The sequence below is a fragment of the Sporosarcina sp. YIM B06819 genome (genome assembly GCF_033485175.1).
GTDB lineage: Bacteria > Bacillota > Bacilli > Bacillales_A > Planococcaceae > Sporosarcina.
The window spans coordinates 77,365-104,009 of record NZ_JAWLIQ010000009.1; the positions used below are offsets into that span (position 1 = coordinate 77,365).

General features: G+C 39.7%; 26 protein-coding genes. 6 read left to right on the forward strand and 20 right to left on the reverse strand.

The genetic code is table 11. The annotated features are described in order from the left end of the window. The first annotated feature begins 279 nt into the window (after positions 1–279). Positions 280–1,269 (forward strand): YpdA family putative bacillithiol disulfide reductase, encoded by a 990-nt coding sequence (locus R2B72_RS07430; RefSeq protein WP_318615812.1) that lies wholly within the window; start codon positions 280–282, stop codon positions 1,267–1,269. Positions 1,270–1,342: 73 nt separating this feature from the next. Here R2B72_RS07430 and R2B72_RS07435 read toward each other — a convergent pair whose 3' ends face one another. The 9 genes from R2B72_RS07435 to ahpC form a co-directional block, all read right to left on the reverse strand. Further along, positions 1,343–2,119 carry a sulfite exporter TauE/SafE family protein gene (locus R2B72_RS07435; protein WP_318615813.1) on the reverse strand — a complete coding sequence of 259 codons (777 nt, stop codon included), beginning with the start codon at positions 2,117–2,119 and terminating at the stop codon, positions 1,343–1,345. 62 nt (positions 2,120–2,181) lie between these two features. Further along, positions 2,182–2,409, reverse strand: a complete 228-nt coding sequence (locus tag R2B72_RS07440; RefSeq protein WP_318615814.1) for a sulfurtransferase TusA family protein — start codon at positions 2,407–2,409, stop codon at positions 2,182–2,184. Positions 2,410–2,452: 43 nt separating this feature from the next. Further along, entirely contained in the window at positions 2,453–3,580 is a 1,128-nt protein-coding gene (locus R2B72_RS07445; protein WP_318615815.1) for an MBL fold metallo-hydrolase, read from the reverse strand. 83 nt (positions 3,581–3,663) lie between these two features. Then, on the reverse strand, positions 3,664–4,227 hold the full coding sequence (locus R2B72_RS07450; protein WP_318615816.1) for a sulfurtransferase TusA family protein: 564 nt from the start codon (positions 4,225–4,227) through the stop codon (positions 3,664–3,666). Positions 4,228–4,252: 25 nt separating this feature from the next. Next, positions 4,253–4,555, reverse strand: coding sequence for a rhodanese-like domain-containing protein (locus R2B72_RS07455; RefSeq protein WP_318615817.1), 303 nt, complete (start codon positions 4,553–4,555; stop codon positions 4,253–4,255). 161 nt (positions 4,556–4,716) lie between these two features. Then, positions 4,717–5,193 (reverse strand): DsrE/DsrF/DrsH-like family protein, encoded by a 477-nt coding sequence (locus R2B72_RS07460; protein WP_318615818.1) that lies wholly within the window; start codon positions 5,191–5,193, stop codon positions 4,717–4,719. A 73-nt stretch (positions 5,194–5,266) separates the two neighbouring features. Next, the gene (locus R2B72_RS07465; RefSeq protein WP_318615889.1) at positions 5,267–5,527 is read right to left on the reverse strand and encodes a metal-sensitive transcriptional regulator; all 261 of its coding nucleotides are present in this window, start codon (positions 5,525–5,527) and stop codon (positions 5,267–5,269) included. 594 nt (positions 5,528–6,121) lie between these two features. Further along, the gene (gene ahpF, locus R2B72_RS07470) at positions 6,122–7,651 is read right to left on the reverse strand and encodes an alkyl hydroperoxide reductase subunit F (protein ID WP_318615819.1); all 1,530 of its coding nucleotides are present in this window, start codon (positions 7,649–7,651) and stop codon (positions 6,122–6,124) included. Positions 7,652–7,663: 12 nt separating this feature from the next. Next, positions 7,664–8,233 (reverse strand): alkyl hydroperoxide reductase subunit C, encoded by a 570-nt coding sequence (ahpC, locus tag R2B72_RS07475; RefSeq protein ID WP_318615820.1) that lies wholly within the window; start codon positions 8,231–8,233, stop codon positions 7,664–7,666. A 523-nt stretch (positions 8,234–8,756) separates the two neighbouring features. On the opposite strand from ahpC, the gene chrA reads away from it, so the two are divergent. Next, positions 8,757–9,944 carry a chromate efflux transporter gene (gene chrA / locus R2B72_RS07480; protein ID WP_318615821.1) on the forward strand — a complete coding sequence of 396 codons (1,188 nt, stop codon included), beginning with the start codon at positions 8,757–8,759 and terminating at the stop codon, positions 9,942–9,944. A 57-nt stretch (positions 9,945–10,001) separates the two neighbouring features. On the opposite strand, the gene R2B72_RS07485 is transcribed toward chrA, so the two are convergent. From R2B72_RS07485 to R2B72_RS07510, 6 genes are all read right to left on the reverse strand, one after another. Continuing rightward, positions 10,002–10,925, reverse strand: a complete 924-nt coding sequence (locus tag R2B72_RS07485) for a plastocyanin/azurin family copper-binding protein (RefSeq protein ID WP_318615822.1) — start codon at positions 10,923–10,925, stop codon at positions 10,002–10,004. A 236-nt stretch (positions 10,926–11,161) separates the two neighbouring features. Beyond that, complete coding sequence (gene spoIIP, locus R2B72_RS07490) at positions 11,162–11,971, reverse strand: stage II sporulation protein P (protein WP_318615823.1); 810 nt, start codon at positions 11,969–11,971, stop codon at positions 11,162–11,164. A gap of 62 nt (positions 11,972–12,033) precedes the next feature. Beyond that, the gene (locus R2B72_RS07495) at positions 12,034–12,588 is read right to left on the reverse strand and encodes a TVP38/TMEM64 family protein (RefSeq protein ID WP_318615824.1); all 555 of its coding nucleotides are present in this window, start codon (positions 12,586–12,588) and stop codon (positions 12,034–12,036) included. A 229-nt stretch (positions 12,589–12,817) separates the two neighbouring features. Beyond that, entirely contained in the window at positions 12,818–12,976 is a 159-nt protein-coding gene (locus R2B72_RS07500; protein ID WP_318615825.1) for a hypothetical protein, read from the reverse strand. Between the two features lie 154 nt (positions 12,977–13,130). Beyond that, complete coding sequence (locus R2B72_RS07505) at positions 13,131–13,949, reverse strand: MBL fold metallo-hydrolase (protein WP_318615826.1); 819 nt, start codon at positions 13,947–13,949, stop codon at positions 13,131–13,133. Positions 13,950–14,200: 251 nt separating this feature from the next. Then, positions 14,201–15,013, reverse strand: coding sequence for an EcsC family protein (locus R2B72_RS07510; protein WP_318615827.1), 813 nt, complete (start codon positions 15,011–15,013; stop codon positions 14,201–14,203). 203 nt (positions 15,014–15,216) lie between these two features. Here R2B72_RS07510 and R2B72_RS07515 point away from each other — a divergent pair, with 203 nt between their 5' ends. Together R2B72_RS07515 and R2B72_RS07520 are read left to right on the forward strand one after the other, a co-directional pair. Beyond that, on the forward strand, positions 15,217–15,384 hold the full coding sequence (locus R2B72_RS07515; RefSeq protein ID WP_318615828.1) for a hypothetical protein: 168 nt from the start codon (positions 15,217–15,219) through the stop codon (positions 15,382–15,384). Between the two features lie 181 nt (positions 15,385–15,565). Then, on the forward strand, positions 15,566–16,975 hold the full coding sequence (locus R2B72_RS07520) for a SulP family inorganic anion transporter (RefSeq protein WP_318615829.1): 1,410 nt from the start codon (positions 15,566–15,568) through the stop codon (positions 16,973–16,975). Positions 16,976–17,241: 266 nt separating this feature from the next. On the opposite strand, the gene sstT is transcribed toward R2B72_RS07520, so the two are convergent. Further along, positions 17,242–18,471, reverse strand: coding sequence for a serine/threonine transporter SstT (gene sstT / locus R2B72_RS07525; RefSeq protein WP_318615830.1), 1,230 nt, complete (start codon positions 18,469–18,471; stop codon positions 17,242–17,244). 442 nt (positions 18,472–18,913) lie between these two features. Between sstT and R2B72_RS07530 the strand changes: the two genes are divergently transcribed. Next, positions 18,914–19,753: a YitT family protein gene (locus R2B72_RS07530; RefSeq protein WP_318615890.1), complete on the forward strand. Its 840-nt coding sequence runs from the start codon at positions 18,914–18,916 to the stop codon at positions 19,751–19,753. Positions 19,754–19,896: 143 nt separating this feature from the next. Here the strand turns inward: R2B72_RS07530 and rlmD are convergent, their stop codons facing one another. Beyond that, the gene (gene rlmD, locus R2B72_RS07535) at positions 19,897–21,294 is read right to left on the reverse strand and encodes a 23S rRNA (uracil(1939)-C(5))-methyltransferase RlmD (RefSeq protein WP_318615831.1); all 1,398 of its coding nucleotides are present in this window, start codon (positions 21,292–21,294) and stop codon (positions 19,897–19,899) included. 253 nt (positions 21,295–21,547) lie between these two features. On the opposite strand from rlmD, the gene R2B72_RS07540 reads away from it, so the two are divergent. Next, positions 21,548–22,525, forward strand: a complete 978-nt coding sequence (locus tag R2B72_RS07540; RefSeq protein WP_318615832.1) for a tRNA-dihydrouridine synthase — start codon at positions 21,548–21,550, stop codon at positions 22,523–22,525. Between the two features lie 202 nt (positions 22,526–22,727). Here the strand turns inward: R2B72_RS07540 and R2B72_RS07545 are convergent, their stop codons facing one another. From R2B72_RS07545 to hutH, 3 genes are all read right to left on the reverse strand, one after another. Further along, positions 22,728–23,528 (reverse strand): hypothetical protein, encoded by an 801-nt coding sequence (locus R2B72_RS07545; RefSeq protein ID WP_318615833.1) that lies wholly within the window; start codon positions 23,526–23,528, stop codon positions 22,728–22,730. A gap of 66 nt (positions 23,529–23,594) precedes the next feature. Further along, a complete protein-coding gene (locus tag R2B72_RS07550; protein WP_318615834.1) occupies positions 23,595–24,905 on the reverse strand; it encodes a Na+/H+ antiporter family protein in 1,311 nt (436 codons plus the stop codon). 178 nt (positions 24,906–25,083) lie between these two features. Beyond that, positions 25,084–26,574: a histidine ammonia-lyase gene (hutH, locus tag R2B72_RS07555; RefSeq protein ID WP_318615836.1), complete on the reverse strand. Its 1,491-nt coding sequence runs from the start codon at positions 26,572–26,574 to the stop codon at positions 25,084–25,086. Positions 26,575–26,645 lie beyond the last annotated feature (71 nt).

Genomic DNA, 26,645 nt, shown 5'->3' on the forward strand with positions numbered 1-26,645 from the left:
TAAAAGCTGCCATTCTAGATCTCCTTTCTGATTGATTATTCCTCCATGACAACAACATAAATGACATTTGTGGGAATGATAGAAGTTTTGAAAATAACATAAGGTGACTGATGCTAAAAAAACACCGAGTTGTTTAAATATGTGAAACAAAACTACTATCACTCATGAGTTTATAATTTCACAGTATGTATTTTCATTCATCTGTGCATACTGACGAATAAAAATAAATACGGTTTTTTCTCGTTATTGATGTGCATTTTTAAGGAGGATATTCATTGTATGTATGATGTTGTGATTATTGGCGGTGGCCCATGCGGCTTATCAACAGGCCTTGCTCTTCAAGAAAAAGGGCTCTCTTATGTCATTATTGAAAAAGAGGCGATTGTCAATTCCATTGTCAACTGCCCATTACATATGACTTTCTACAGTACTTCTGACCGCTTAGAAATTGGCAATATTCCATTCCTATCGCAAGATGTACGTCCCACTCGAACAGAGCTGTTAAAATATTATCGCCTTGTGACAGAAAGGCAGGAACTAGCGATTAAGTGCTATCAAAAAGTGAATGCCATTACCAAGAACACAGCATCCTTTACGGTCCACGCAGAAGATCGGAACTACAACTCCATTGCGTATGAAGCGAAAAACATTGTCATTGCAACAGGCATCTTCGATACGCCTAGACAGCTAGGAGTAACTGGTGAAAACTTATTAAAAGTCTCACATTATTATAAAGAAGGTCATCTTTATTATGGACAACATGTTACCGTTGTCGGTGGGAAAAACTCAGCAATTGAAGCTGCAATCGATCTTTACCGTAACGGAGCCCATGTTACACTCGTGCACCGAGGAGAGACTGTATTAGAAGGGATTAAACCTTCCCTGTTATTAGATATGCGTAACCTTCTTAAAAAAGGAAATATTGATTTTTATCCAAATTCCAGTATTGCTGCTATTGATGAAACAACTATCCAAATACATTCTTCTGAAGGAACAGTCACTCTGCCAAATGACTTTGTATTCTCTCTCATCGGATACCAACCAAATATTTCACTGCTTCAAAGTATCGGCATTCAAACGGATTTCTCTTCATTAGTTCCTTCCTTTAATCCAGAAACATATGAATCCAATATTAAAAACGTTTTTCTTTCTGGTGTTGTCACAGGTGGGATCACAAATCGTGTTTATATTGAAGACGGGCGTTTTCACGGCTTGAAAATTGCCGAAGAAATTGCACAGCGACTTTCTGTTGTACCTAGTAAATATTAATTGCAAAAAAGCACTCCCAATCACATGAATTTGGAGTGCTTTTTTTGCAATTAATCCTATAAATAAGTAGCATTTAAATTAAGTCAATCCAAATTTTAATAGCCGTCGCGAAGATTAGCGCTGCTAAAATCGCCTGTAAAATCTTTGTGTTCATCTTTTTCCCGATTTTCGCACCGAGCGGAGCTGCAATGATACTTGCGATAATCATAATGAATGCTGGCCAATAATCGACTTGTCCCGTCATGACCTTACCGATACTTCCCCCAATGGATGAAATAAACGTCACAGCCAGACTCGTTGCGATGGTCATACGGGTTGGAATTTTAAGGACAACAAGCATAATCGGTACAAGCAAAAAGCCGCCTGCCGCCCCGACAATACCTGACCCAACACCAACAATTAACGCCAAAATGGCAGCTAACGGCTTATTAAATGTCACTTCATCTAAGGGTTTGTCATCCACTTGCTTTTTCGGAATAAACATCATAATCGCTGCAATGGTTGCCAGCACGCCATACACAATATTCACACCTTGTTCTGATAAATACGAAGAGCCGAAACTACCAATAAAGCTCCCGATTAAAATTGAAGCACCCATATAAAGGATAAGTAATTTATTTAAATAGCCACCTTTACGGTAAGCCCAGACACCCGCAAGTGAAGCAAATAGTACTTGAACCGCACTAATGCCTGATACTTCATGCGCTGAAAAAGCCGCTAATCCGAATAAGGGTGGGATATAGAGAAGCATTGGATATTTAATAATGGAGCCGCCAACGCCTAGCATACCCGATAGGAAAGAGCCGATAAATCCAATTAAAAATATGACAACTACAAATGTAAAATCCATATTTTTTTCCTTCTTCCTTATAAAGATGGCGGGTTTCGAAAGTCGAAAACCCGCCGATACGATTACGCTTTTTTAATAAAGATTTTTAGTACGCCATCCTCATCTGTTTGCTCCAAAATCTCATGGCCTCCTGCATTTGCCCATGCCGGGAAATCGACTGCAGCACCTTTATCTGTTACATGTACTTCCAACACTTCTCCTGTTGCAATTGCATTGATTGCTTTTTTTGTACGAACGATTGGCATTGGACATGCTAACCCTTTTGCGTCTACTACATTGTTTGAATTCATTTTTACAATCTCCATTTCATTTTTTAATTTTTTAAGCATTTCATTAACGTACTGCACATCGGTTTGGACCGATTTCCATTTCGGTTTGCTCGTCGTTATCTGGCGTAATTTTGCCCATGTTCACTTGACGAATTTCTTGATAGGCATTCGGCTGTGGCGGTAAGTGATCTGTCACCATACTACGGAACGTTGCTTCATCCTCAATGTTTAATCCGTGGTTGTCAGCGAATAGATCACCCAAGCGTTTGGCTACTGTACCATCTGCATTTAACTCGTCAATAATCATGAAGTGCGCTGGCAAAACGATTAAGTCTTCTGCTAATTCTCGGTAACGGCTATACAACGTTTCACGTAGATCGCCTACCCAGTCCTCAGCGAGTCCTGCTAAATCAGGGCGACCAATTGAATCGATGAACAAAATATCACCTGTCAGCAAATAACGTCCATCTACAATAAACGAGGTAGAACCAATGGTGTGACCTGGCGAATAAAGTGCGCCTACATCTATTTTCGAAGCACCAATTTGTACCATTAAACCATCTTCAAGTGCTGTGTAGTCAAACACGACTTCTTCTGCATCTTTCGACGGTAAGTAGTATGTTGCACCTGTTGCTTCGGCGATATGGCGACCGCCTGAAATATGATCTGCATGTAAATGCGTATCAAACACATGCTTGATTGTGACGTTTTTCTCCGCCGCAAAGTTTGTAAATACTTCTGTAAAGCGCACAGCATCAATAACTGCTGCTTCTCCTTCAGAAATCACCATATAGGAAAGACAGCCTTTTCCTAAACGAACGAATTGATAGAGCTCGCCGCCATTCGCTAAATCGCCTACTTTGATTGGCTCAATGTACGTGCTCCAAGACTTCATACCACCCGCTAGGTAACCCACTTCTCGCCCTTCTTCTGCTAGCATGTTAGCTATCATTATTGAAGAACCTTCTTTCGCACAGACAACAAGTACATCTTTATCTATTGGAATTTGAGGAAGAATGTCTTCTACACCATCTAATAGTTCGAAATAAGGAATGTTGACGTAGTCGAATTGATGGCCCTCAATCTTCCAATCTGCGAATGCATCTGCATTACGTACATCCAAAATGAATAATTGTTTGTTATCGATGACTTTGCGTGCAACATCTGCTGCTGTCCATTTACTTACTGTCATTCTTCTGTACCCCCACAGGTATTATTTTTGTGATTTTTTAGTGAAAGAGCTGTTTCACCCTTTCACTCTGTTTTTCATTGTCATTAGACTGTTTTCACTAAATCCCCGGACCAAGACGTCATACCTGGTAGGACATTGTATACGTTTGTAAAACCGTTATTTTCTAATTTCTGTGCAGCTAAATCGCTTCGTTTACCTGTACGACAAATCACATAAATTTCTTGTCCTTTGTCCAACTCACCCAGACGCGCTTCTAATTCCCCCATCGGAATCGATTTTGCCCCTGCGATATGTCCGAATGCGAATTCTGCTTCCTCACGGACATCTAAAATCATGCCACCTTTAGCTGCACGTGCAACGATTTCATCAGTAGCAATCGTGTGTTCAAACGTTTTTTCAATCAATTCATCATCAGAACATTTGCGGATATAGTGCATCATCACATCACCTTGCTCTGTCGTACCGATATATTGATGACCCACTGCTTCAGCCCAAGCCGCTAAGTCTGCCTTTGATCCCTTATCTGTTGCAATGACTTCTAGAATTTGTCCATCTACTAGCGTTGCCATTACCTTTTTTGTTTTAACGATTGGCATTGGACAAGCCAATCCTTTGGCATCTAGTTGCACATCTGCTTTAATTGTCATGTAAAATCCTCCTCATACCTCAATTTTAATTAAGCTCGTCTTCCCTATCCCAAGCTATCATGCCGCCTACCATATTCGTCACGTCAAAGCCTCGGTCTTGTAAAAACGCAGTCGCTTGACCACTTCGTCCACCTGAACGACAAACCATAATGTAAGGCTTATTTTTATCAAGCTCATGCAATCGGAATTCAAGCAGACCTAGTGGAATATTAATAATTCCAGCAATATGCCCTTCTTGTACTTCTGCTACTTCACGCACATCAATTAGATGTAATGGCTCGCCATTCGCCATTTTTACTAGCACTTCTTTAACTGTAATTTCCTTCATTCTACTCATCCTTTTCTTTTATCAAACACGCCGGAGGCTCCATCTGGATTAAGCGGGAGTTTGAACACCCACTGAACAGGGAACAAAACCGTATTCATCCCGCCAACAAGGAGAAATGGAACTTAATTTCTCCCCTATAGGGTGGAAGTCTTCCGCTGAATTCAGATGAACAGATTAATATTACCATTTTCTGCATCCGCTAAATAGGCCGCAACACCTGCATATTGGACGCCATCTAATAGCTCTTCTTGTTGTAAACCTAGCAGATCCATTGTCATCGTACACGATACCATTTTAATGTCTTGCTCCTGTGCCATTTCAATGAGTTGCGTTAATGTCAGTGCATTATGCTTTTTCATAACATGCTTAATCATTTCAGGACCCATTCCCGCCATTTGCATCTTCGACAGACCCAGTTTTTCTGCTCCACGCGGCATCATACGGCCGAACATTTTCTCGAGGAAGCCTTTTTTCACTGGCACATGCTCTTGTTTTCGCAGTGCATTAATGCCCCAAAATGTATGAAAGATTGTCACTTCATGATCATAAGCGGCTGCACCATTCGCGATAATATAGGCCGCCATTGCCTTATCATAATCTCCACTAAATAACACGATGGTTGTTCTTTTCTTTTCCATTCTGTCATCTCCCTTTACCTATACTTATACCTGTACGGGTATTTAATGAATTAAAAAAATATATAATTGAAGATTAACGGCTTTTAACAAGTAAATTGACTGCCTCTTGCACGGACTCATTCATTTTGGAAGGATCGCCTTGTGCATTTCGCACACACTCTATTAAATTGTCACTGACGATGACCCCAATCGCACGATCTACGCCAGAACGTACAGCTGAAAGTTGTGTAATGACTTCCTTGCAATCTCGTCCTTCTTCCATCATCAGCAGAATACCCCGAAGCTGACCTTCTAAACGTTTGATGCGGTTTGTCACCTTGTTATCATAAGCCATTATCCACACACTCCCTTCTTTATCGTGCTTGGCATCTTCTTTACACTTTTTATAATATACCCCCATAGGTATGGTGTCAACAAATAAGTTCAAGTTGATTTTAGAATACCTATTTTTGAGGAACCCAATTAGTAAGAGAGCTGCCTGCTTTATAAAAATCAAATAAAGCAGTCCACTGGCGAGGTTGACCTCGAAAAACAAGCAAAGTGCTTTACCGATTTGATGAACCAAAGGTCCCAAAATGACAATAACTCCGTCCAATTGATCGATAACTCCATGCAATTGATCGATAACTATGCCCAATTGATCGATAACCCTGCGGAATTGATCGATAACCCCGTCCAATTGATCGATAACTCTCCAGTTGTACTTACAGACGGATTGAAAACAGTCTTTTGCTGGTTAATAAAGCTCGAGCTGTCCAAAAAGCTGATTAAAACTTACTTTACTGGACAGCCTCTCGCTTTTATTTAAAATTATATACGGGCACATCTTTTGGTATTTTGTTTAGAGTGACATTCACCAACAACAAAAAAGGAACAGGTTCATCTTTCGACCTGTTCCTCTTAATCCGATATGGACAACAACTTTGAATTAATTTCTGACTAAGTAATCGAATGCACCTAAAGCGGCACTCGCACCCGATCCCATTGAAATAATGATTTGTTTAAACGCACTATCCGTACAGTCCCCTGCAGCGAATACGCCAGGTACGCTCGTTGCCCCACGCTTATCGACAACAATCTCACCAGCTTTGTTGCGTTCAACTGTGTCACCTAGCCAATCCGTATTCGGCACAAGACCGATTTGGATGAATATCCCTGCTAGTTTAACATGCTTTTCAACACCTGTGTCACGCTCAAGATAAGTAATTCCGTTTACGCTATTCGTACCAGTAATTTCCTTCGTTTGAGCATTTTTCAGGACAGTGACATTCGGCAAGCTATACAGACGCTCTTGCAGAACTGAATCGGCTCTCAACTCATCGCCATATTCAAGAACTGTCACGTGGTTGGTAATTCCTGCAAGGTCAATGGCTGCCTCGACACCTGAATTACCGCCGCCAATCACTGCAACATCTTTACCTGCAAACAATGGACCGTCACAGTGCGGGCAGTAAGCGACCCCTTTGTTTCTAAATTCAGCCTCACCAGGTACGCCAACATCACGCCAACGTGCGCCTGTTGAAAGGATAACGGTTTTACTTCTGAGAACAGCACCGTTTTCCAATTCAATTTCAATGAGATCTTTCTTTTCCAAACGTTTTGCACGCTGCAAGTTCATCACATCGACGTTATACTCTTTCACGTGTTCCTCAAGACTTGCAGCAAGTTTAGGACCTTCCGTGCGCTTCACACTAATGAAGTTTTCAATCGCAGCTGTATCTAAAATCTGACCACCGAAACGATCCGCAACAATCCCTGTACGAATCCCTTTACGTGCCGCGTAAATTGCTGCACTTGCACCCGCTGGTCCGCCGCCCACTACGAGCACATCAAATGGTTCTTTATCTGCAAATTCCGATGCATCTGGTCCGCTTCCTAGTTTGGCTAGGATTTCTTCAAGTGACATTCTACCACTAGAGAACGGTTCCCCATTTAGGAGTACTGTCGGAACAGCCATGATATTATTGCTTTCCACTTCATCTTTAAACGCCGCACCATCAATCATCGTATGCGTAATACCAGGGTTTAACACACTCATCAGATTAAGTGCCTGTACAACATCCGGACAGTTTTGACAGCTTAAACTAATATATGATTCAAAGCGGTACTCGCCCTCAATGTTTTTCACTTGCTCGATCACTTTGTCGTCCACTTTAGGAGCCCGACCACTCACTTGCAATAAAGCCAGAACCAATGAAGTGAACTCGTGTCCAAGTGGGATACCTGCAAAAGTGATGCCTGTATCTTCACCGATGCGGTTGACACTAAAACTCGGTGTTCTTGCTAAATCCACCATTTCTACTTTAACATGGGATGACATTGTAGCTAATTCATCCACCAGTGCTGCCATTTCACGCGAAACCTGATCTTCTCCCGCGCTCACTTTAAGTAGCACATCGCCCTCCATCAATTCAAGGTATTGGGCTAATTGTGCTTTTATATCTGAATCTAACAACATTCAATCTACTCCTTAAATTTTCCCTACAAGGTCAAGGCTTGGCTTAAGTGTTGCTTCGCCTTCTTTCCATTTTGCCGGGCAAACTTCACCTGGGTTGTTGCGAACATATTGTGCTGCTTTAATTTTGTTAACAAGAATACTTGCGTCCCGACCGATACCGTCCGCATTGATTTCAGCTGCTTGAACGATGCCGTCTGGATCGATAATGAACGTACCGCGTTGTGCAAGTCCTTCTTCTACGTCCAGCACATCAAAGTTACGCGAAATAGTTTGTGAAGGGTCACCGATCATAATGTATTCAAGTTTGCTGATTACGTCTGAGTGATCATGCCATGCTTTATGTGTAAAGTGTGTGTCCGTTGAAACAGAATAGACTTCAGCGCCAAGTTCTTTCAGTGTTGCATATTGGTCTTGAAGATCTCCAAGTTCAGTTGGACATACAAATGTAAAATCTGCTGGATAGAAGCAAACGACACTCCATTGACCTTTCAGGTTTTCTTGAGTAAGTTCAATGAACTCACCGTTTCCGCTATTGTAAGCTGACGCTTTGAATGGTAGTATTTCTTTTCCTATTAATGACATAATAAATATTCCTCCTAGTATGTGGTTTGCATAGTTAGTTTAGGCCATATTCACACAACCTAAACCGCTGTAATCATTACAACCTCTTAACTATAATAATTCTAATTACATATTAATTATTATATAAGTTTTATTTTTTGTCAACAATATTACTTTCAACCCCTAGATTCTCCATGAATAATAACAGTTTATATAGCAATAGATTACTTAATTTATACTTAGGCAAACAATTTTAAATTCTAATAAACCCTTTTCATTCTCAATTATTAAACAAAATTATCAATTACAGAATTATCAGTAACCAATAAAATAGACCTCCTATAAGTTCAAGGAACTCACAAAAGGTCTTCTTGTTGAATACAGCTTAAGATTTTATAATCAGTAAGCCCCTTACATGCTATATAAGCAACATATTTCTCTTCGAACTATATTAAGATTATGTAAATTTCTATATGTGCTTGGAGGTTACTAGAAAAAATGCTATATTCATGTAGTTCATATCGAAGAAGAAGGAGTTCTTAACATGACTGTAACCAATCGATTCAAATTACTCACAGAAATATTTTTAGTGTCAACACGACTTGGACTAACCTCATTTGGCGGACCTACCGCCCATTTAGGTTATTTCCATGAAGAGTATGTACGTAGTAGAAAGTGGATGGATGAAAAAAGTTATGCAGATTTAGTCGCGTTAGCGCAATTCTTACCGGGTCCCGCTAGTAGCCAGGTTGGCATTGGGATAGGTGTTATGCGCGCTGGGGTTCTAGGTGGAATTGTCTCTTTTATCGGCTTTACAATGCCTTCCATTATCGCACTTATTCTTTTTGCCTTACTCCTTACTGGATTTGACGTAGGAAATGCTGGCTGGCTGCATGGTTTAAAAATCGTAGCGGTAGCAGTTGTGGCTCATGCGATTATCGGCATGGCTAAAGGCTTGACGCCTGATGTAAAGCGCAAAACGATTGCTTTGGTTGCCCTACTTGGAACCCTTCTTTGGCAAACAGCTGGTACCCAAGTAGCTGTCATTTTACTTGCTGCCCTTGCCGGATTTTTATTGTTTAGACAGCATGATGACGTAAAAGAAGTGAGGGCTTCATTTCCAATTTCTAAAAGCGTTTCAGCGATTTGTCTGGCGTTATTTTTCGGTTTGTTATTTATATTGCCAATCATAAGGGAAATGACTGGCTCCTATTGGGTGGCCATGTTCGATAGCTTTTACCGCTCTGGTTCCTTAGTATTCGGTGGCGGGCATGTTGTGTTGCCTTTATTGGAACAGGAATTGGTGCCATCTGGCTGGATTAGTGAGGAAGCATTTTTAGCGGGATATGGTGCTACACAAGCAGTGCCTGGCCCCCTATTTACATTCGCAGCTTATTTAGGAACTGTCATGAAAGGTTGGCAAGGTGGTTTGGTTGCAACGTTCGCAGTATTCCTACCTGCTTTCCTACTCATTCTTGGCGCATTACCATTTTGGGATCAATTACGTAGCAATCCTACCATTAAAGGAGCCATCATGGGCGTCAATGCCGCGGTAATTGGGATACTCATCTCCGCCTTTTATTTCCCGATTTGGACGACTGCAATCTTAGCACCTGCGGATTTTGCTTTAGCTGCTGTGTTGTTTAGTATGTTGACTTATTGGAAATTACCACCTTGGATTGTTGTGGTAGCTGGGGCTGTTGGAGGCTCTTTATTACCATTTTTATCTTAAAAAAATGCCTGATTCTAAAACAGTTCGTTTTAGAATCAGGCATTCTTTCTATTTCATTTAACTTACTATAAATCTACCCACCATACCAAGTTCCTTATGTCCAGGAACTGTGCAATTGAATTCATAGATTCCTGATTCAGTCGGGGTAAATGTGAATGTCCCCGTACTTTTTGGTAAGGCATGGAGATGTATCACATTATTTTCTGTTCCATGATTATGCTGGAAACCACTATCAATTGAAAGGGATAGAAACTTGATTTCAATGCTATGCTCGATCTGATCTAGGTTAGTGAGAATCAAATTGAGCGCCCTGTCTTTTTCAACAATAATTTCATTTGTTGAGTACTTCATATCAGCGGTTTCTAGAACAATCGTCTGGCTTTCACTATCGAGATTGTCAACTGGCTTAGCTGTCGCTGAATGATGGCTTTTAGTCGACTCTAATCCCATTAGATTTCCATACTTTTCGGCAAATGAATTACCCCCTATTATATATACAGCCATGAAACCCGAAAGTAAAATAGGTTTTAAAAACCACTTTTTACTATGTATTCTCGAATTTCGTGGTGTTTTTAAAATGGTCATGATAAAAATTGTACTAAGGGATAAGAATAAAAATAGCTGTATCAAACTAATCGACTGATCTACACGGATCATCTCACCTACCATTGCCCCCATCATGCCACCCATTAACCCAGCCATTACTCCTTCTAATAACGGAAGAATTCCAAAACATAATCCGCATAATGAGCCAGCTAGCACGCCAATAGCCATCGAAAGGATTGTGGAAAGAAATAGGTTACCTTGATAAGTTACACCTAATAGAACGCCAGCAGTCAATCCCACATTCATCCCAAAGAACATTGAAATTATCATGCCTTGCATCATTCGAAATTTTTTTCTCCAGATTGCCGACAATATAACGATTACAATTGCCAACAAGCCAAGTGAACCTAGTACAATAAATTGATAGTTCCCCATTAATCCCCGTCCTCTTTTTAAAACTGAATAAAGCTTATTTTTCCATGCTGCATGTAAAGGTTATATACCTTTTAAGGGTATGAAACCTAATCAGTATTCATGAATTATGCGCGGGAATAATCGTGCGTTTCTTTAGGTTAGTAATACTCATAATTAAAGAGGCAACCCAGAAAGTTGGATAATCCAACTTTTTCGGGTTGCCTCTTACTAAGTTACTAAAGCTTAACCATTCAACATCATTCCTCATCTTTCTGTAACACTTTTGATACAGCCCTTGCAAGAACAGCTGATGTTCTGTTCAGTTCTGCTTCATTATTACCAATCCCACCCATTTCAATAAGTATGAGACGCGGATCAAGATCCTGATTGTACTTTCCGTCTACACCGTGTCCTGCTTTGAAAACAAGAGGCCTAGTTATCCCCGGAACAATTTGTTCTAATTCAGCTGTCAATCTTTCGGCTAATTCCTGATTTAATTTAAAATTATTATGCTCACCGCCAATAACAAAAACAATTTTTGCATACTTTTCCCCTTCATACGTGAGTGTTGTCCTATCTGCTTTAAGTGAATCGCGGTGAATATCGATTACGATGTCATAATCGATTTCTTCCAACGACTTTTGTACATACGGCCTAACCACATCATACGATTTGTTATAAGGTATCCCCTTCTGATTCATTATCGAGGATGTATCAACATCAAGAATTTCAGTTGCTATTCCATTGAATTCCAACTGGGATTTTATAGTTTCATTAAGCTTCATAATATTCGCTTCCGGATGAGAAACCGCAATTTTCCCATCATATTGTTGAGTGATAGGTTCAAACGCTTCATGTGAATGTGTAGCAAATAAAAGTGCACGCATGCCTTGTTGGATTTGTGGTTCCGGTTCGAAAATATTTGTCGCATAAACTAGTTGTCGGTTATTCAAGGGAACGACGACTTCGACTTCTTCTAGGGTTTCACTCGGGATTTGTTCTAAAATAATTGGAAATAGGAAAAGAAAGAAGATAAGTGCACTCCAAACTTTCAACGACTTTTTCAAAGGCATTCCTCCGTTCGCTACTATATGTAGCATAGTGACGGATATAGAAGTCATTTGAATAATTAAAAGTTGTTTATTCGCTTCTTTCTTATCAATAAACCTATAACGACAATAGACAAAAGCCCCAATACTACTCTTATTTTCCAATTCCACTCTAAAATCTGTTGAATAGAGAGTGCTTCTATGACAAGAGCAGGTATTTTTCCAAGCGTACTAGCAATAGAAAAATTCAACATTCCAACTTTGCTTCCCGCACTTGCTAAAGTAACTAAGCCTGATGGCACAAACGGGAAAACCCTAAATGCCAAAACAAGTAAAAAAGCTTCCATTCCTTCGCTTTGTTGTAATCTATTTAAATATCTATTGTTGATTGAGACCTTAGTTCTTACTTTGTATATGCCTTTTCGATACAGATAGAAGCTTATCAATGCTCCAAAAGCTTCACCTAGAATTGAAAGAACTAAGCCCTTCTCAAATCCAAAGAAACTAATATTTGCTACCGTTATAAACACACTTGGTATAAGCCCCAAGACACTAATAATCATATTTAAAATGATACTTATCCAAACAGCGAAAATACCACTGTTTTCAAACCATTGCAGAACTTGTGCTACCAAACCTATCACCAAATTTCATATTTATAACAGAACCAAGATTGACTGTTGATAAAGAATGGCGACAATGTCAGACGCCAGTAGAAAAAAATACGATGTCTGAAATTGCCTGGCCCCCTAAATCAATAAACCAAGCACATCAAATTGAATGATTGCAACAATCACAATGACATTGTAAACGATCTCACCAATGGTTAAAATTGAATGTTTTAGTGTGGAAGAGGATTTCCACTCAAAAAAAAGCACATACACTTGCAGAGATTACATTGAAGCAAAGAAGTACAACCAAATAGAGATACACCGAATACTCCCTATTGAATGCAAGATAAATAGCAATCACCGAAGCTATCATTAAAGTTATCCTAATCGCCCAATCAATTTTTCTATGCAATCCATTTACATGATTATATGAAAAAGATTTCTTCTTCTCTACTTTTAACAGCTTTTTTTAACACCCACCGGATAACAACATTTACACCAATCAACGTGAACAAGAGTAGGCCAATCTTTACCCCTATCATAACCTCCGTCTCCCCTTCCCCCGCTTAAAGCCCTTTCAAAATCGACGTAACGATATGTACAGAATCCCATTCACCACCCGAAAATTTCGTAATGGGATATTTCCTCGGAAATAGCTGATTGCAGATGATTTGAGCAGGATTTCCCTGTCCGTGCAAGGTTAATACTTTTTGTTGAAGAGTTAGCAAATTATTTAATTTCTGCTCAAGCGCAAGGCGCCCGTCCTCTACAAACCCTTTATGATTGCAAAACACCTCTTGAAAATCAAACGCCAGCACTCGCTCCAAGGACTGAATAATGGTAGGAACACTTTCTTCCGCCAAGATGACTCTCGTCTTGTCATTGACATATAAATCTCCCGTAAACAATTGGCCCGTTTGCCGATTCAAAAAGGCCTTATGGTCATGCGCATGACCCGGTGTATCAATGACATCCCATGTCGCATTTCTCGACGAAAATGTTTCTGGCATCGCTTGCGCATGAAACGGCTTTCTTCTTCCCCAAAAAAGCTGCCGATACAAAGGATAATCCGCTCGCTGTGCACAATAATCAATCGTTTTTTCATCTATATAAATCGGTAATTTCTTCGTTTTCTCAACATATGCCGCACAGCCCGTATGATCCTCATGAAAATGCGTAATCATCACTTGATCAAAATCTGCCTGCTTTATAAAGGGCTCAAAATGTGTACGTAAAGATTGCGATCCCGTATCAATTAATACGCCATCCACCACATAGCTATAGACATTCAAAGCGACACCTTGAAATTTCACTTCCCCATTCAAAAAAGAAACGCCGTTTTTCTCGCCCAAGCTCGATGATTTCTTTAACAGCACATCAGTCATCCCCCTTCTCTACACTCTAAAATATACCATAATTATGGTAGTGTAGTATATTATTTCGTCAAAGTAATCAGAATTATTACTTCAAATTGAACTATAAAGTCATTCAATAATATATATCATATCTAGGAACTTCCCCAAAAAAAAATCAAACAAAAACCCTTCACTTGAGTAAAGGGGAGAATATGTAGATAGTATATTTTTATCATTTCAAAGCAAAACAACATGAGTTTTGAAATAGCATATTAGAATTATCATTTTTCTACATCTTCTAATTCCATCGCTAAACGTTCTTTAATTCTCCTCTTGCGATAAAGCATCATCCCAGCCTCTGCTAAGTCACTAACCGCAGAACGATTGATAATAGCTCCAACTAGCAGTCCAACAATAGGAATCATTTGAAAAAGCTTTTTCCAACCGATTTGATCACGATGTGTCATGACAACTTCTCTCCATCCTTGGAGTTCTGAAATCACTTCTCTTTTCATCCCTTCATTAGAAGAATCTATGATCGATAATTGCTTTAGTATCGCCTGTTTCCCAACAACATCTGAAGAAACAAACTGCAAAACCTTCACGATGTACACTCTTTCCTCTTTATCATTCGGATCATAGCCATAACACATCGCAATGTCCTGAAGGGTCTTTAATTGAATACCAAGAAGCAATGGTATATCAATCGATAACGTTAAAATACCTCCGATACCCGTACTTGCACCTTGAATCGTTGCCAATTGCTTTCTATTATTTGCAAGTTTGCTTACAGCTTGATCCATTTCGACAACGGGGACCAATTTTACATCCGCCAACGTATGGACAGTGTTATTAGGATAATAGGATTTTAGTGAGGTTACTGAGCTTAAGTATTTCCCACCTGTTTGAACATATTGACCTAGTTCATCTAAAAGGGTACCAATCTTATTTTGTATAAAGGCGTGCGTCACCTTGTCTAATAGCTTGAAAGGGAGACGACCAATCTTTTCCCAAAACCATAAATCACTTTGATCCTGTTCCCATTCCACACTCTTTTTGAGTTCAATCTGTAATTCTTCCATTGTTTCAACCATTATGCATGAATACCTCCATTATATTTTTCCAATAAAGTCCGTACCTTGCTATAGCAGCACAGACGGATATCGAGGGTTAGGTTCTAACTCAATGCTGAGTTTAATTATATCCTGATAGTTGTTTTAATGTAAAATGCATGAACATATTGCACAGAGTATGCTATTGTAAATTATCTACAACTTATGATGAGAAAATGAAGTCCATGCTAGAAGTAATGGATAGTAAATTAACACAGTACATCGTACATTATGTCAGCGAAACGGTCATTTCCGAAAGTGCTATCGAGAAGATCGATATTCTACTTAAATTTGGTTTTGATGAAGAGACTAATCAAAAGTTTTACAAGATTTATTTTCAGAAGAAAATTTGAAAATTCTTTTGAATACCGCTTTATCGCTAGGGGATGCCTCTCGACATAAGCCTGACGGTTACGCAATCAGTCTTATGGCTTAATTCTGGCACCACACACCAATTGATGGGATTATAGATGTTATAATAGTTACATTAGCATAGTTTTTTTGTGATGTTGAACAATATGAGAGGGGAACAGTATGAATAATTTAAAACAACAATGGTTTGGGAATGTACGTGCCGATATGTTAGCAGGTATTGTTGTAGGACTTGCTCTCATTCCTGAAGCATTGGCTTTTGCATTCATTGTAGGTGTAGACCCACGTGTCGCGTTATATGCTTCATTTACAATTGCGGTCATTATTTCGTTTGTAGGTGGCCGACCTGGTTTAATTTCCGCTGCAACAGGTGCAATGGCTTTAGTGCTCGTCAGCTTAATGGCGAATCACGGCCTACAATATGTACTTGCAGCCACAGTTTTAACAGGAGTTATCCAATTCATCCTTGGAGGATTTGGTGTTGCGAATTTAATGCGCTTCATCCCAAACTCCGTCATGCTCGGATTTGTGAATGCACTAGGGATTATGATTTTTATTACACAAATGCCTTATTTACTTGGGTCAAACAGTATGACATATATATTTGCGATTGTTACATTAATATTAGTGTATGCGATTCCGAGATTTTTCACGTCAATTCCTGCACCTCTTATTGCTATTGTGGTAATGACAAGCATTGCGCTCATAAGTGGGGTGAAGTTACAAACGATTGGCGACCTGGGGACGATGCCTAATTCATTACCGCTTTTTTTCCTTCCAGATATCCCGCTTAACTTTGAGACATTAAAAATTATTTTACCTTATTCTTTGGCTTTATCGATTGTCGGTTTATTAGAATCATTACTTACATCCCAAGTATTGGATGATATGACTGATACGTCGAGTAATAAAAATAAAGAAGCACGTGGACAAGGGATCGCCAACTTTATCACTGGTTTTTTCGGTGGGATGGCAGGTTGCGCTTTGATTGGTCAATCAATCATCAATGTTAAGTCAGGTGGACGAGGACGCTTATCGACTTTTACCGCGGGTGTGTTTCTAATGTTTTTAATTATCGTTTTAGGTGATGTTGTTATCAAAATTCCGATGCCTGTACTTGTTGGGGTTATGATTATGGTTAGTTGTACAACATTTAATTGGGGTTCGTTCAAGTTTTTGAAACAAGCGCCTAAATCGGAATCACTTGTTATGCTCCTGACTGTTGCGATTATTTTATACACACATAATTTAGCGATTGGTGTTGTGATTGGTGTCATATTAAGTTCACTATTTTTCGTTGCAAAAATTTCTCGTGTGACAGTAACATATGATAAGGATGAATATAAGGTAAAAGGTCCTTTGTTTTTTGCATCCACCACAAAGTTTATTCAGTCATTCGATAATGTTACAGAACATAAAATCGTCATTAATTTTGAAAATAGTCAGTTGTGGGATGAATCGGCAGTCGGTGCAATCTATAAAGTGAAACAGAAACTGGAGCAAAAAGGTGTGAAGGTACAGATTCAAGGGTTTAATTCATCAAGTGAACAACTATACAAACGATTAATCTAAAGGAGGAATTGACCAAATTGTCATAGGAAATCGTGGCTTAAATACTTTTTAAGAATGGTACTTAGTAGCGTCTGCATATCTGTTCTTTGTGAGCAATTTTATTTTGGGCTGGATACCCTATTTCACATAATCCTTTTCTAGAATCTGAGATGCAATATACAATCTTAGCTGTCCTGTATACTTCTCCAAATAAAAAACGCTAAAAAGCCACGATCACCGAATCATCTCCGGTAATCATGGCTTTTAAATTTCTTTTATCGCAGTTTTTAAGATTTCGCAGGAACTACTTTACCTTCTTTAAGTTCTTTAGCGTATTCAGCTGTCGCTGTGAACAGTACGTCAGAAGATGAATTCAAAGCAGTTTCACAAGAATCTTGAACAACACCAATGATAAAGCCAACACCAACAACTTGCATAGCAATATCATTTGGCACTCCAAACAAACTACATGCTAGTGGAATAAGTAAAAGTGATCCACCTGCAACACCTGATGCACCTGCTGCCGAGATAGCCGCTACAACAGAAAGCAGAAGTGCTGTGACAAAATCAACTTCAATCCCAAGCGTATTGACCGTTGCAAGAGTTAGTACTGCAATTGTAACGGCTGCACCAGCCATATTAATCGTAGCACCTAGAGGAATTGACACTGCATACGTGTCCTCATCTAAGCCAAGTTCTTCACATAATTTCATATTTACCGGAATATTCGCTGCTGAACTACGTGTAAAGAATGCCGTGAGTCCACTGTCTCTTAAAACCTTGAATACAATTGGATAAGGATTTCTGCGTATATAGACATAGACAATTAACGGATTCACGACAAGTGCGATAAACAACATACATCCAACTAAAATGAGGACTAGTTTACCGTATACAGCTAAAGCAGAAATACCACTTGTGACAATCGCATCAAAAACAAGTCCCATAATACCAATCGGTGCTAAACTGATCACCCATTGTACAACTTTCGTAATAGCATCTGAAAAACTACCTAACACGTCTTTCGTGTTTTGATTGGCATTTTTCAACGCAAGACCAAGAACGATTGCCCACATTAAAATACCTAAATAGTTGGCATTTAGTAATGCATTCATCGGATTGGCAACTAAGTTAAAGAGTAATGTTTTAAGCACTTCAACAATACCTTCTGGAGGAGCAAGACCTTCTGCCCCTTCTGTCAATGTTAATGTAACTGGGAACATAAAGCTCACAGCGACAGCGACAACCCCTGCCAGCAGTGTACCAATCGCATAAAGCCCAAGAATCGTTTTCATATTTGTTTTCTTACCACTTTTATGCACAGCAATCGCGTGCATCACTAAAAATAACACTAAGACTGGTGCAACAGCCTTTAATGAACCAACAAATAAAGAACCAAAAATTGAGATTCCACTTGCAGTAGGAACGATTAAAGCTAAAATAAGACCGACAATAATACCAACAATAATCCTTTTCACTAGACTTATTTGGTTCCATTTAGCAAATAGATTTTTCATGAATACTCCCCCTAAAACTTCTATGATGAAACATACAGTCACTTCTCCCCATTGAGGCAGTTTGCACTTATTCCGCCTCTAAGTTGACTGATAATTTATTTTAACACGCCCGTTCCAAATTGCGCAATGATTTTTTTATATCAGAATATATATGGTTTTTTTATGAAAATAATCCATTTGTTAATTACACATTTCAGGAAAGGTGCATAATGAAAATAACAAAAAGGCTACAATCACTGAATTATATTCAGGTATTGTAGCTTTTTTGCTTTATAAATCCGACATGCAGCATGAAGATCTTTATTATTGAATTGTAATAGGCGTATTTCGCATATTAATGGGTGTATAATGAGGATTAGGACAAGTGTTAGTGAATTATAGAACAGGTGATGATTTCTGAATGAGTTCAGAACTTAGTGCACTTGTAGATTGGTGGGATTTTATGAAAAAAAGAATGATTGACCTGTTATTTCTTGTTGCGGGTTCGTTTATTTTCGCATTAGCTGTAAACCTTTTTGTGATTCCGAATGACCTCGGAGAAGGCGGTGTTACCGGGCTAACCATTATTGCTTATTATTTATTTGAATGGTCTCCAGGACTTGTGAACTTGATTCTCAATAGTCTTTTGTTAATTGTTGGCTATAAATTTTTAAGCAAAAATACAACAATCTATACCATTATCGCCGTGCTGTTCAATTCTTTGTTTTTGCACTTAACGTCGGATTGGCGCATTGCATCAGATGAAATCATTGTGAATACAATCTTTGGCGGCGTATTTGCGGGAATTGGGATTGGCTTGATCATTCGAGTCGGTGGCACGACAGCAGGTTCTACCATCCTTGCGAGTATTACACATAAATATCTTGGCTGGAGCATTAGTTACGGCTTGTTATTTTTCGATATGATTGTCGCTTTTTCTTCTTATTTTATTATCGGCGCCGAAAAACTGATGCTGACGATTTTGATGCTGTACATTGGTACAAAAGTGATGGAATACATTATTGAAGGATTCAACACCAAGAAAGCTGTCACGATTATTTCCAACAAACCAGACGACATTGCGCAACAAGTAAACGAAATTATGAATAGAGGCGTAACGGTCTATTCTGGTCATGGCTATTATTCAAAAGAGAAAAAAGAGATCTTGTACATTGTCATTAGCAGCCCCGAAGTTGTGCGGTTGAAAAAAATCGTCAAAGTTGCAGATCCCGATGCTTTTGTGGCAATTCACGATGTGCGTGACGTTTTCGGAGAAGGGTTTATGGAAATTGCAAAATCATAACAGGCAAAACCCCTTTGAGCAAATTACTCGAAGGGGTTTTGTTTGTTAAAGATGGTAAATCAATCGTATCTCTGTATGAAATTTCTCTTAAACAATCTCAAGAATTATGATAAATTTGCCATGTTTGAGGGGTTATGAACAGCTCAAACATCTTCTAAAACTAGCAATGAAACTAACTCCACATGCGTAGTATGTGGGAATAAGTCAACAGGTTGCACGGTTTTAAGCGTATAGCCGAATGGCAGCAATTCAGTGATATCCGTTGCGAACGTGTCTGGATTGCATGATACATAGACGATCCGTTTTGGTTGGGAGCGTCCAATGCGGCGCATTACTTTCCCGCCAGCTCCACAACGTGGTGGGTCGACCAACAAAATATCAGCAAATCCGAAATGCTCGTGCATCTCATCTAGTCCATGTCGTGCATCTCGAGCAAGGAATGTCGTGTTATGCAAATCATTATCGACGGCATTGCGTTTTGCAGATGCAATCGATGTTTCAACAATCTCGATTCCCGCCAATTCTTTCACTCGTGCAGCGAACGGTAATGAGAACGTGCCGACACCACAAAACAGGTCAATCATTTTCTCGTCTTCCTGTGGTTTCCCCATTTCCAACGCAAGATCCACAAGCTTTTGGGCTTGTTTTGGGTTCGTCTGGAAGAATGTATCGAACCAAAGACGATAGCGATAGCCGGCCATTTCATCATAAATGAAATCACGCCCCGCTAACAGATGCGTATCCTCGGATTGTGTGCGATCCGCCCAGTCTGTGTTCACAAGCCAAAGAAGGCTTTTCACATTTGGGAACTTCTTCGTGATCCGCTCGACAAGATTTTCAACGGCAGACGCTAATTCACCGTCAGGCGTTTTCGTCGCGAACAATGCCAACATCATTTCACCAGTCGCAAACGATTCCCGCACCATCAAATGGCGAAGAAGCCCCTCATGTGCATCTTTGTCATAGCCTTTTAGGCCGAACTCTTTTACCCACTCGCTGACTTCCAACATACCATCGACCATATTTGGACCTGCAATCAGACACGTTTCCAGTGGGATAATCTTTCGGAAATTCCCTTGCTCATGCATTCCAATATGCCCTTCAGGCGAAAACGTGAACTCCATCTTATTACGGTAATGCCAAGGATCTTCCATTCCGATTGTATCTAGAACTAGTTCCGCATCTAATCCTTCGCGTTGCAATGCATTCTTCACTTGCTCGGTCTTATGCTTCAATTGACCTTCATATGTCCAATGTTGCCAGACACAACCTCCACAAAGCTCAAAATGCGGACAAGGCGCATCCGTCCGTTCCGGGCTTGCAGCTACAATCCGCGTCGGCATAACTTTCCACCTCCGCTTATCAGGCCGTTCAACAACAACCTCTACAGACTCCCCTGGAAGTGTCTGCGGAATCGTTAGCTTCAGCTTTCTAGGATTAAACCCTTTATCACTCTCACGCCAAACCGCGGCTTGTCCATTGCCTTTACTATCTAAATGATCAATTTCCGCGACAAACGTTTCTTCTTTTATAGTAGTCAAGGAATGATTCCCCTTTCAACAGTCCATTCATTTATTAATGAATTATTCCCACAATGATTGTGTACCTCTTCAAAACAGACATACCTTTCTATTATAACAAAATAAGGCTGAATGAACATGTACTTCTTATAAGATTAGCAATATGAAGTGTGATGTGTGACAGTCCCTTGCACCATTAATTCTGTGCATCAAACGAAAAGAAATGATATTATATTGTGATGGACAAAAGACCTTGCAATAGGAGGAAATAATAATGAGTAACGAAGATAATTTTTGGCTTGATTTACCGAAGCCGTTTTTTATATTAGCACCAATGGAAGATGTCACTGACGTTGTGTTTCGCCACGTCATTAGTGAAGCAGGAAAACCCGACGTATTTTTCACGGAATTCACAAATTCAGAAAGCTATTGTCACCCTGATGGAAGAGACAGTGTACGTGGTCGGTTAACGTTTACAGAAGATGAGCAACCGATTGTCGCTCATATTTGGGGCAATAAACCAGCATTTTTTGAAGAGATGAGTATTGATATGAAAAAACTCGGGTTTAAAGGGATCGATTTAAACATGGGATGCCCCGTACAAAACGTCGCAGCCAATGGGAAAGGCGCTGGATTAATTCGACATCCAGAAGTTGCAGCAGAAATTATTCAAGCAGCAAAAGCAGGCGGACTACCCGTTAGTGTTAAAACAAGATTGGGTTACACGGATGTCGACGAGTGGTTCGAGTGGTTAGGACATGTATTGAAACAAGATATTGCGAATCTTTCCATTCACCTTCGTACAAAAAAAGAGATGAGTAAAGTAGATGCACACTGGGAACTAATCCCTGAAATCAAAAAATTACGCGATGAAATTGCTCCTAATACGTTGTTAACTATTAATGGAGATATACCTGACCGCGCAACAGGCTTAAAATTAGTAGAACAATACGGCGTTGATGGTGTCATGATTGGCCGCGGCGTTTTCACGAATCCATTTGCTTTTGAAAAAGAACCTAAAGAACATTCTGTGAAAGAGTTTCTCAATTTATTACTTTTACAATTAGATCTTCACGATAAATATTCAAAAGAATTCGGTCCTCGTCCATTTAAGCCACTTCTTCGCTTCTTCAAAATCTATGTTCGAGGATTTAAAGGCGCAGGTGAATTAAGAAACGAATTAATGAATACAAAATCAACAGATGATGTGCGTCGTTTAATACAACAGGTTTTGGAAAATGAATTAGACTGAGGTATCACCATAAACCCCAAAAATTAGCACATACCTTCAGCTAGTTCACTGAATTAGAGTGAAATAACTAGAGCTATGTGCGTGGTTACAGTAGTTTGATGTCTGATTTTCTCCGTAGTATTGACAAAACGGTGCCTGCGCACCACTCACCAATCCCGCCACTTATAGAAAGGGCGGGATTCGGCTACATCAAGCTATATACCTAGCTATCAAGATTGACAAATCCTTCGCAAGTAAATCGAACATCTGTAGAAATAGTATTTTTGACGCCTGTTTCTACATTTATAATCCCGCCTGGCTGATGGACTTTTAATTTGTCCTCTCCATTTTTCATGGACAAATAAATACCCAAAGCTAGAGATCCCGACCCACAAGCTTGCTCGAAAAATCTACTTCCCGTTTCTGTCACATAAACGAATGGCCAAATCTCATATTCTTTTTCCGTTAATTTTCTATAAGGAATTATTCCGATCGCTTTATCTTCAATTCCTTCAGTAACCGCCTCAATCAGAGAATTAAAATCATCATTGCTGCTCGGCCAATAATCCGTAACGAAATGAGTAATCCCATCTAATTTCACAACATTTCCTGAAACACTGCGATCATTGAGACTGACCGAAATTTCATCAGTTGATAGTGGATGAGGCATTTCAGCCCTGGCTTCAAAATGAGAGGGAGACTTTTCTTCCACAACACACTCAAGCGGTACATCGGAACCAGAAGCTTCTAAGTAAAATCGATTACTTTTGGTTAAGCCTTTATAAGAGCAGTATGCGGCAGCGCTTAATACTGCATTGCCGCAAAATTCTCCTCCCGACATTTCTAACCTTAGTACAGATTGTTCGTTTTCCGGTGCAACTAAGAAACCAACTTGTTCTGCATTAAGATATTCATAGGCCATAATCTGATTGGCAATTTCCGCATATTGAGCGGGTGCAACATAGTTCGTTATAAAAGCTGTCATGTTTTTCGAAGGGCTAACCCTTACAAAATCAAGTCTCATTACCTAGTCACCTTCCATATTTTCGTCGATTTGTCTAGCTGAACCATTCCCCATTGAACGATTTGCTTAAAGAACCATTGCTGCAATAATACCAAAGATAAAGAGAGGAATATTATAATGTATAAATGTTGGCACACATGTATCCCAAATATGATGGTGTTTTCCATCTGCATTTAACCCTGCTGTCGGTCCAAGTGTACTATCTGATGCCGGCGATCCTGCATCCCCAAGCGCACCAGCAGTACCGATTAACGCGGCAGTTGCCAATGGTGAAAATCCGACGGCTATACAGATTGGGACGAACAAAGCGGCAATAATTGGAATTGTTCCAAATGACGAACCGATCCCCATTGTGATTAACAAGCCGATCAGAAGCATCACAGATGCAATAACAAGTTTATTATCCCCAAAAATTCCTGTCGCTGCCTCGACCAGCTCATTAACAGCACCAGTCTCTTTCAAAATTGTCGCATAACCAGAAGCGATGAGCATCACGAATGCAATCATACCCATCATACTAATTCCTTCATTGACAACCTTTTCTCCCTCTTTAAACGGCACAATTGTGAATATATACATTAAAGCAATACCAGTAAGTGCTCCTAAAACAAGCGAACCAGAAGCCAGTTGTACAACTAATGCACCAATAATCGCACCAATCGTAAGGTAGTGGCGCGTTGAAAATTTCAGTGCTGTCTCTTCTGGTATATCTATCTTATCGATAACTCCTAGATCACTAGGTGGCAGTTCCCGTGGCTTCCGATAAGTAATGAACACTGCAATTAAAAGTCCTACAATCATACCAATTCCCGGGATTAGCATTGAATAGCTGACTGACAAAAGAGGGATTTCCATACCACTCGCTTTCATTTCATCCGCAATAATTCCATGGAATATGAGTCCGAATCCGGCTGGAATCATAATATACGGCGCCTTTAATCCAAATGTTAATGCAGTAGCGACACCCCTACGGTCAATCTTCATCTTATCAAACAAATGAAGCAAAGGAGGAATTAAAATCGGAATGAACGCAATGTGGATAGGGACAAGGTTTTGGGAGAAGCAAGCAACTCCGGCAATTGTCAACAACAAAATGGAACGTTTTCCTTTTAAAATAGTGACAAGCCTTTTCACTAAAAATCCGGTAATTCCTGAATAACCAATCATAACAGCAAACATTCCAAGCAAAACATAACTTAATGCAGTATTCGCTTGTCCTCCCATTCCAGAAACAAGCATTGACGTTGCTTCCGTCAATGACAGACCTTCCATCAAACCAGCAACACCAGCCGCGACTAAAATCGCAAACATTACGTTAACCCGGAAAAGGCTTAACACAGACATAACGATAACTGAAACTACTACTGTACTTAACATACAACCACCCCTTCTGTTTCAAATGATTAATTTTTATAAAATTCAGTCATATAAAGAAAGAAAGTTACCATTGAAATTAAAATTTAATGGCAACATTCCAACAAAAATTAACTTTCTTTTCCCAATCCCCAGCTTTACTCATCAATACGTGTGGGGAAAATCCCCATTCTAGTACACTTTAAAAATTGGAATTCCCCTCTTTTAACCATACATTCATAGCTTCAATATCCTTAGAAAACACCCGATCCTCCTTAATATAAGGTACGATAGTTCTTCCGTTTTCCAGGAATCCCCTTGTCGCTTTCGCCATTTTTTCTTTTCCGCGAATTTCAACTGCTTGCATACTGCAAATAGCTTCGATTGCTAACACTCGACGTGTGTTTGTGATGACTTGATAAGCGTGTCGCGATCCAATTGTCCCCATACTGACATGATCTTCTTGATTCGCCGATGAAGGAATCGAATCAACGCTTGCTGGATGAGCCAATGTTTTGTTTTCAGAGACAAGTGAAGCTGCAACGTATTGCATGATCATTGCGCCTGACTGTAAGCCTGGTTGTGGACTTAAAAATGGTGGTAAGTCATTTAATTGTGGATTGACTAAACGCTCGATTCGACGTTCTGAGATATTTGCTAATTCCGCTATTGCAATTGCCAGGAAATCCATAGCAAATGCAATCGGCTGTCCATGGAAGTTACCACCAGATAATACCTTTTCACCATTATCGAAAATTAACGGATTATCTGTAGCTGCATTCATCTCTATTAGCAATTTCTCTTTGACATAATTCATCGTTTGCCAAGTTGCACCATGTACTTGAGGGATACACCTGATTGAATAGGCATCTTGAACACGTATTTCTCCTTGCCTTGTAATTAAATCACTGTCAGCCAGAAGAATACGAATGCGTTCAGCCACTTCTACTTGCTCTCTGTAACCACGGGCTAGATGAATATCTTCGTCAAATGCATCAATGATTCCGCGTAAGCCCTCCATCGTCAAAGATGCGATTCCTTCTGCTTGATAAGCCAATTTTTCCGCTTCCAAATAGGCAACCACACCCATAGCGGTCATGGCTTGTGTTCCATTAATAAGAGCCAGCCCTTCTTTTGCTGTCAATATGATTGGCAAAATCCCTTCATTCGTTAACGCTTCAATGGCAGAAGTTCTTTCCCCCTTATAAAAGACCTCTCCTTCCCCAATCAAAACTAGTGCCAAATGTGAAAGTGGCGCTAAATCACCACTTGCTCCAAGTGATCCTTGCTGTGGAATCACAGGATGGATATGTGCATTTACTAAATCTAGCAGTCTTTCGATCACAACGGGACGTACCCCCGAAAACCCTTTCAATAACGCATTTGCGCGAAGAAGAATCATTGCTCGTGAAACAACTTCTGGAAAAGGGTCGCCCACGCCACAAGCATGAGAACGAATTAAATTTAATTGAAGTGCCTCTACATCATCTTTGTCGATGAACACATCACTAAATTTCCCAAAACCAGTAGTAATCCCATATACGACTCTTTCTTCTGCAACAATTTTCTCTACAGCTTTTCGGCTTTCTTGAACTTTTTTCATGCTCTCTTCCGAATAAGTAACTTTGTCACCGTTATACAGTACGCTACTCACCTCTAAAAAATTCAGCGTTTGACCATTTAATACAACCATCTTTGCCGTCCCCCTTCAATTCCGTTATTCTAATAAAATCACTATAAAATAGATTACGTTATAATCTTTGA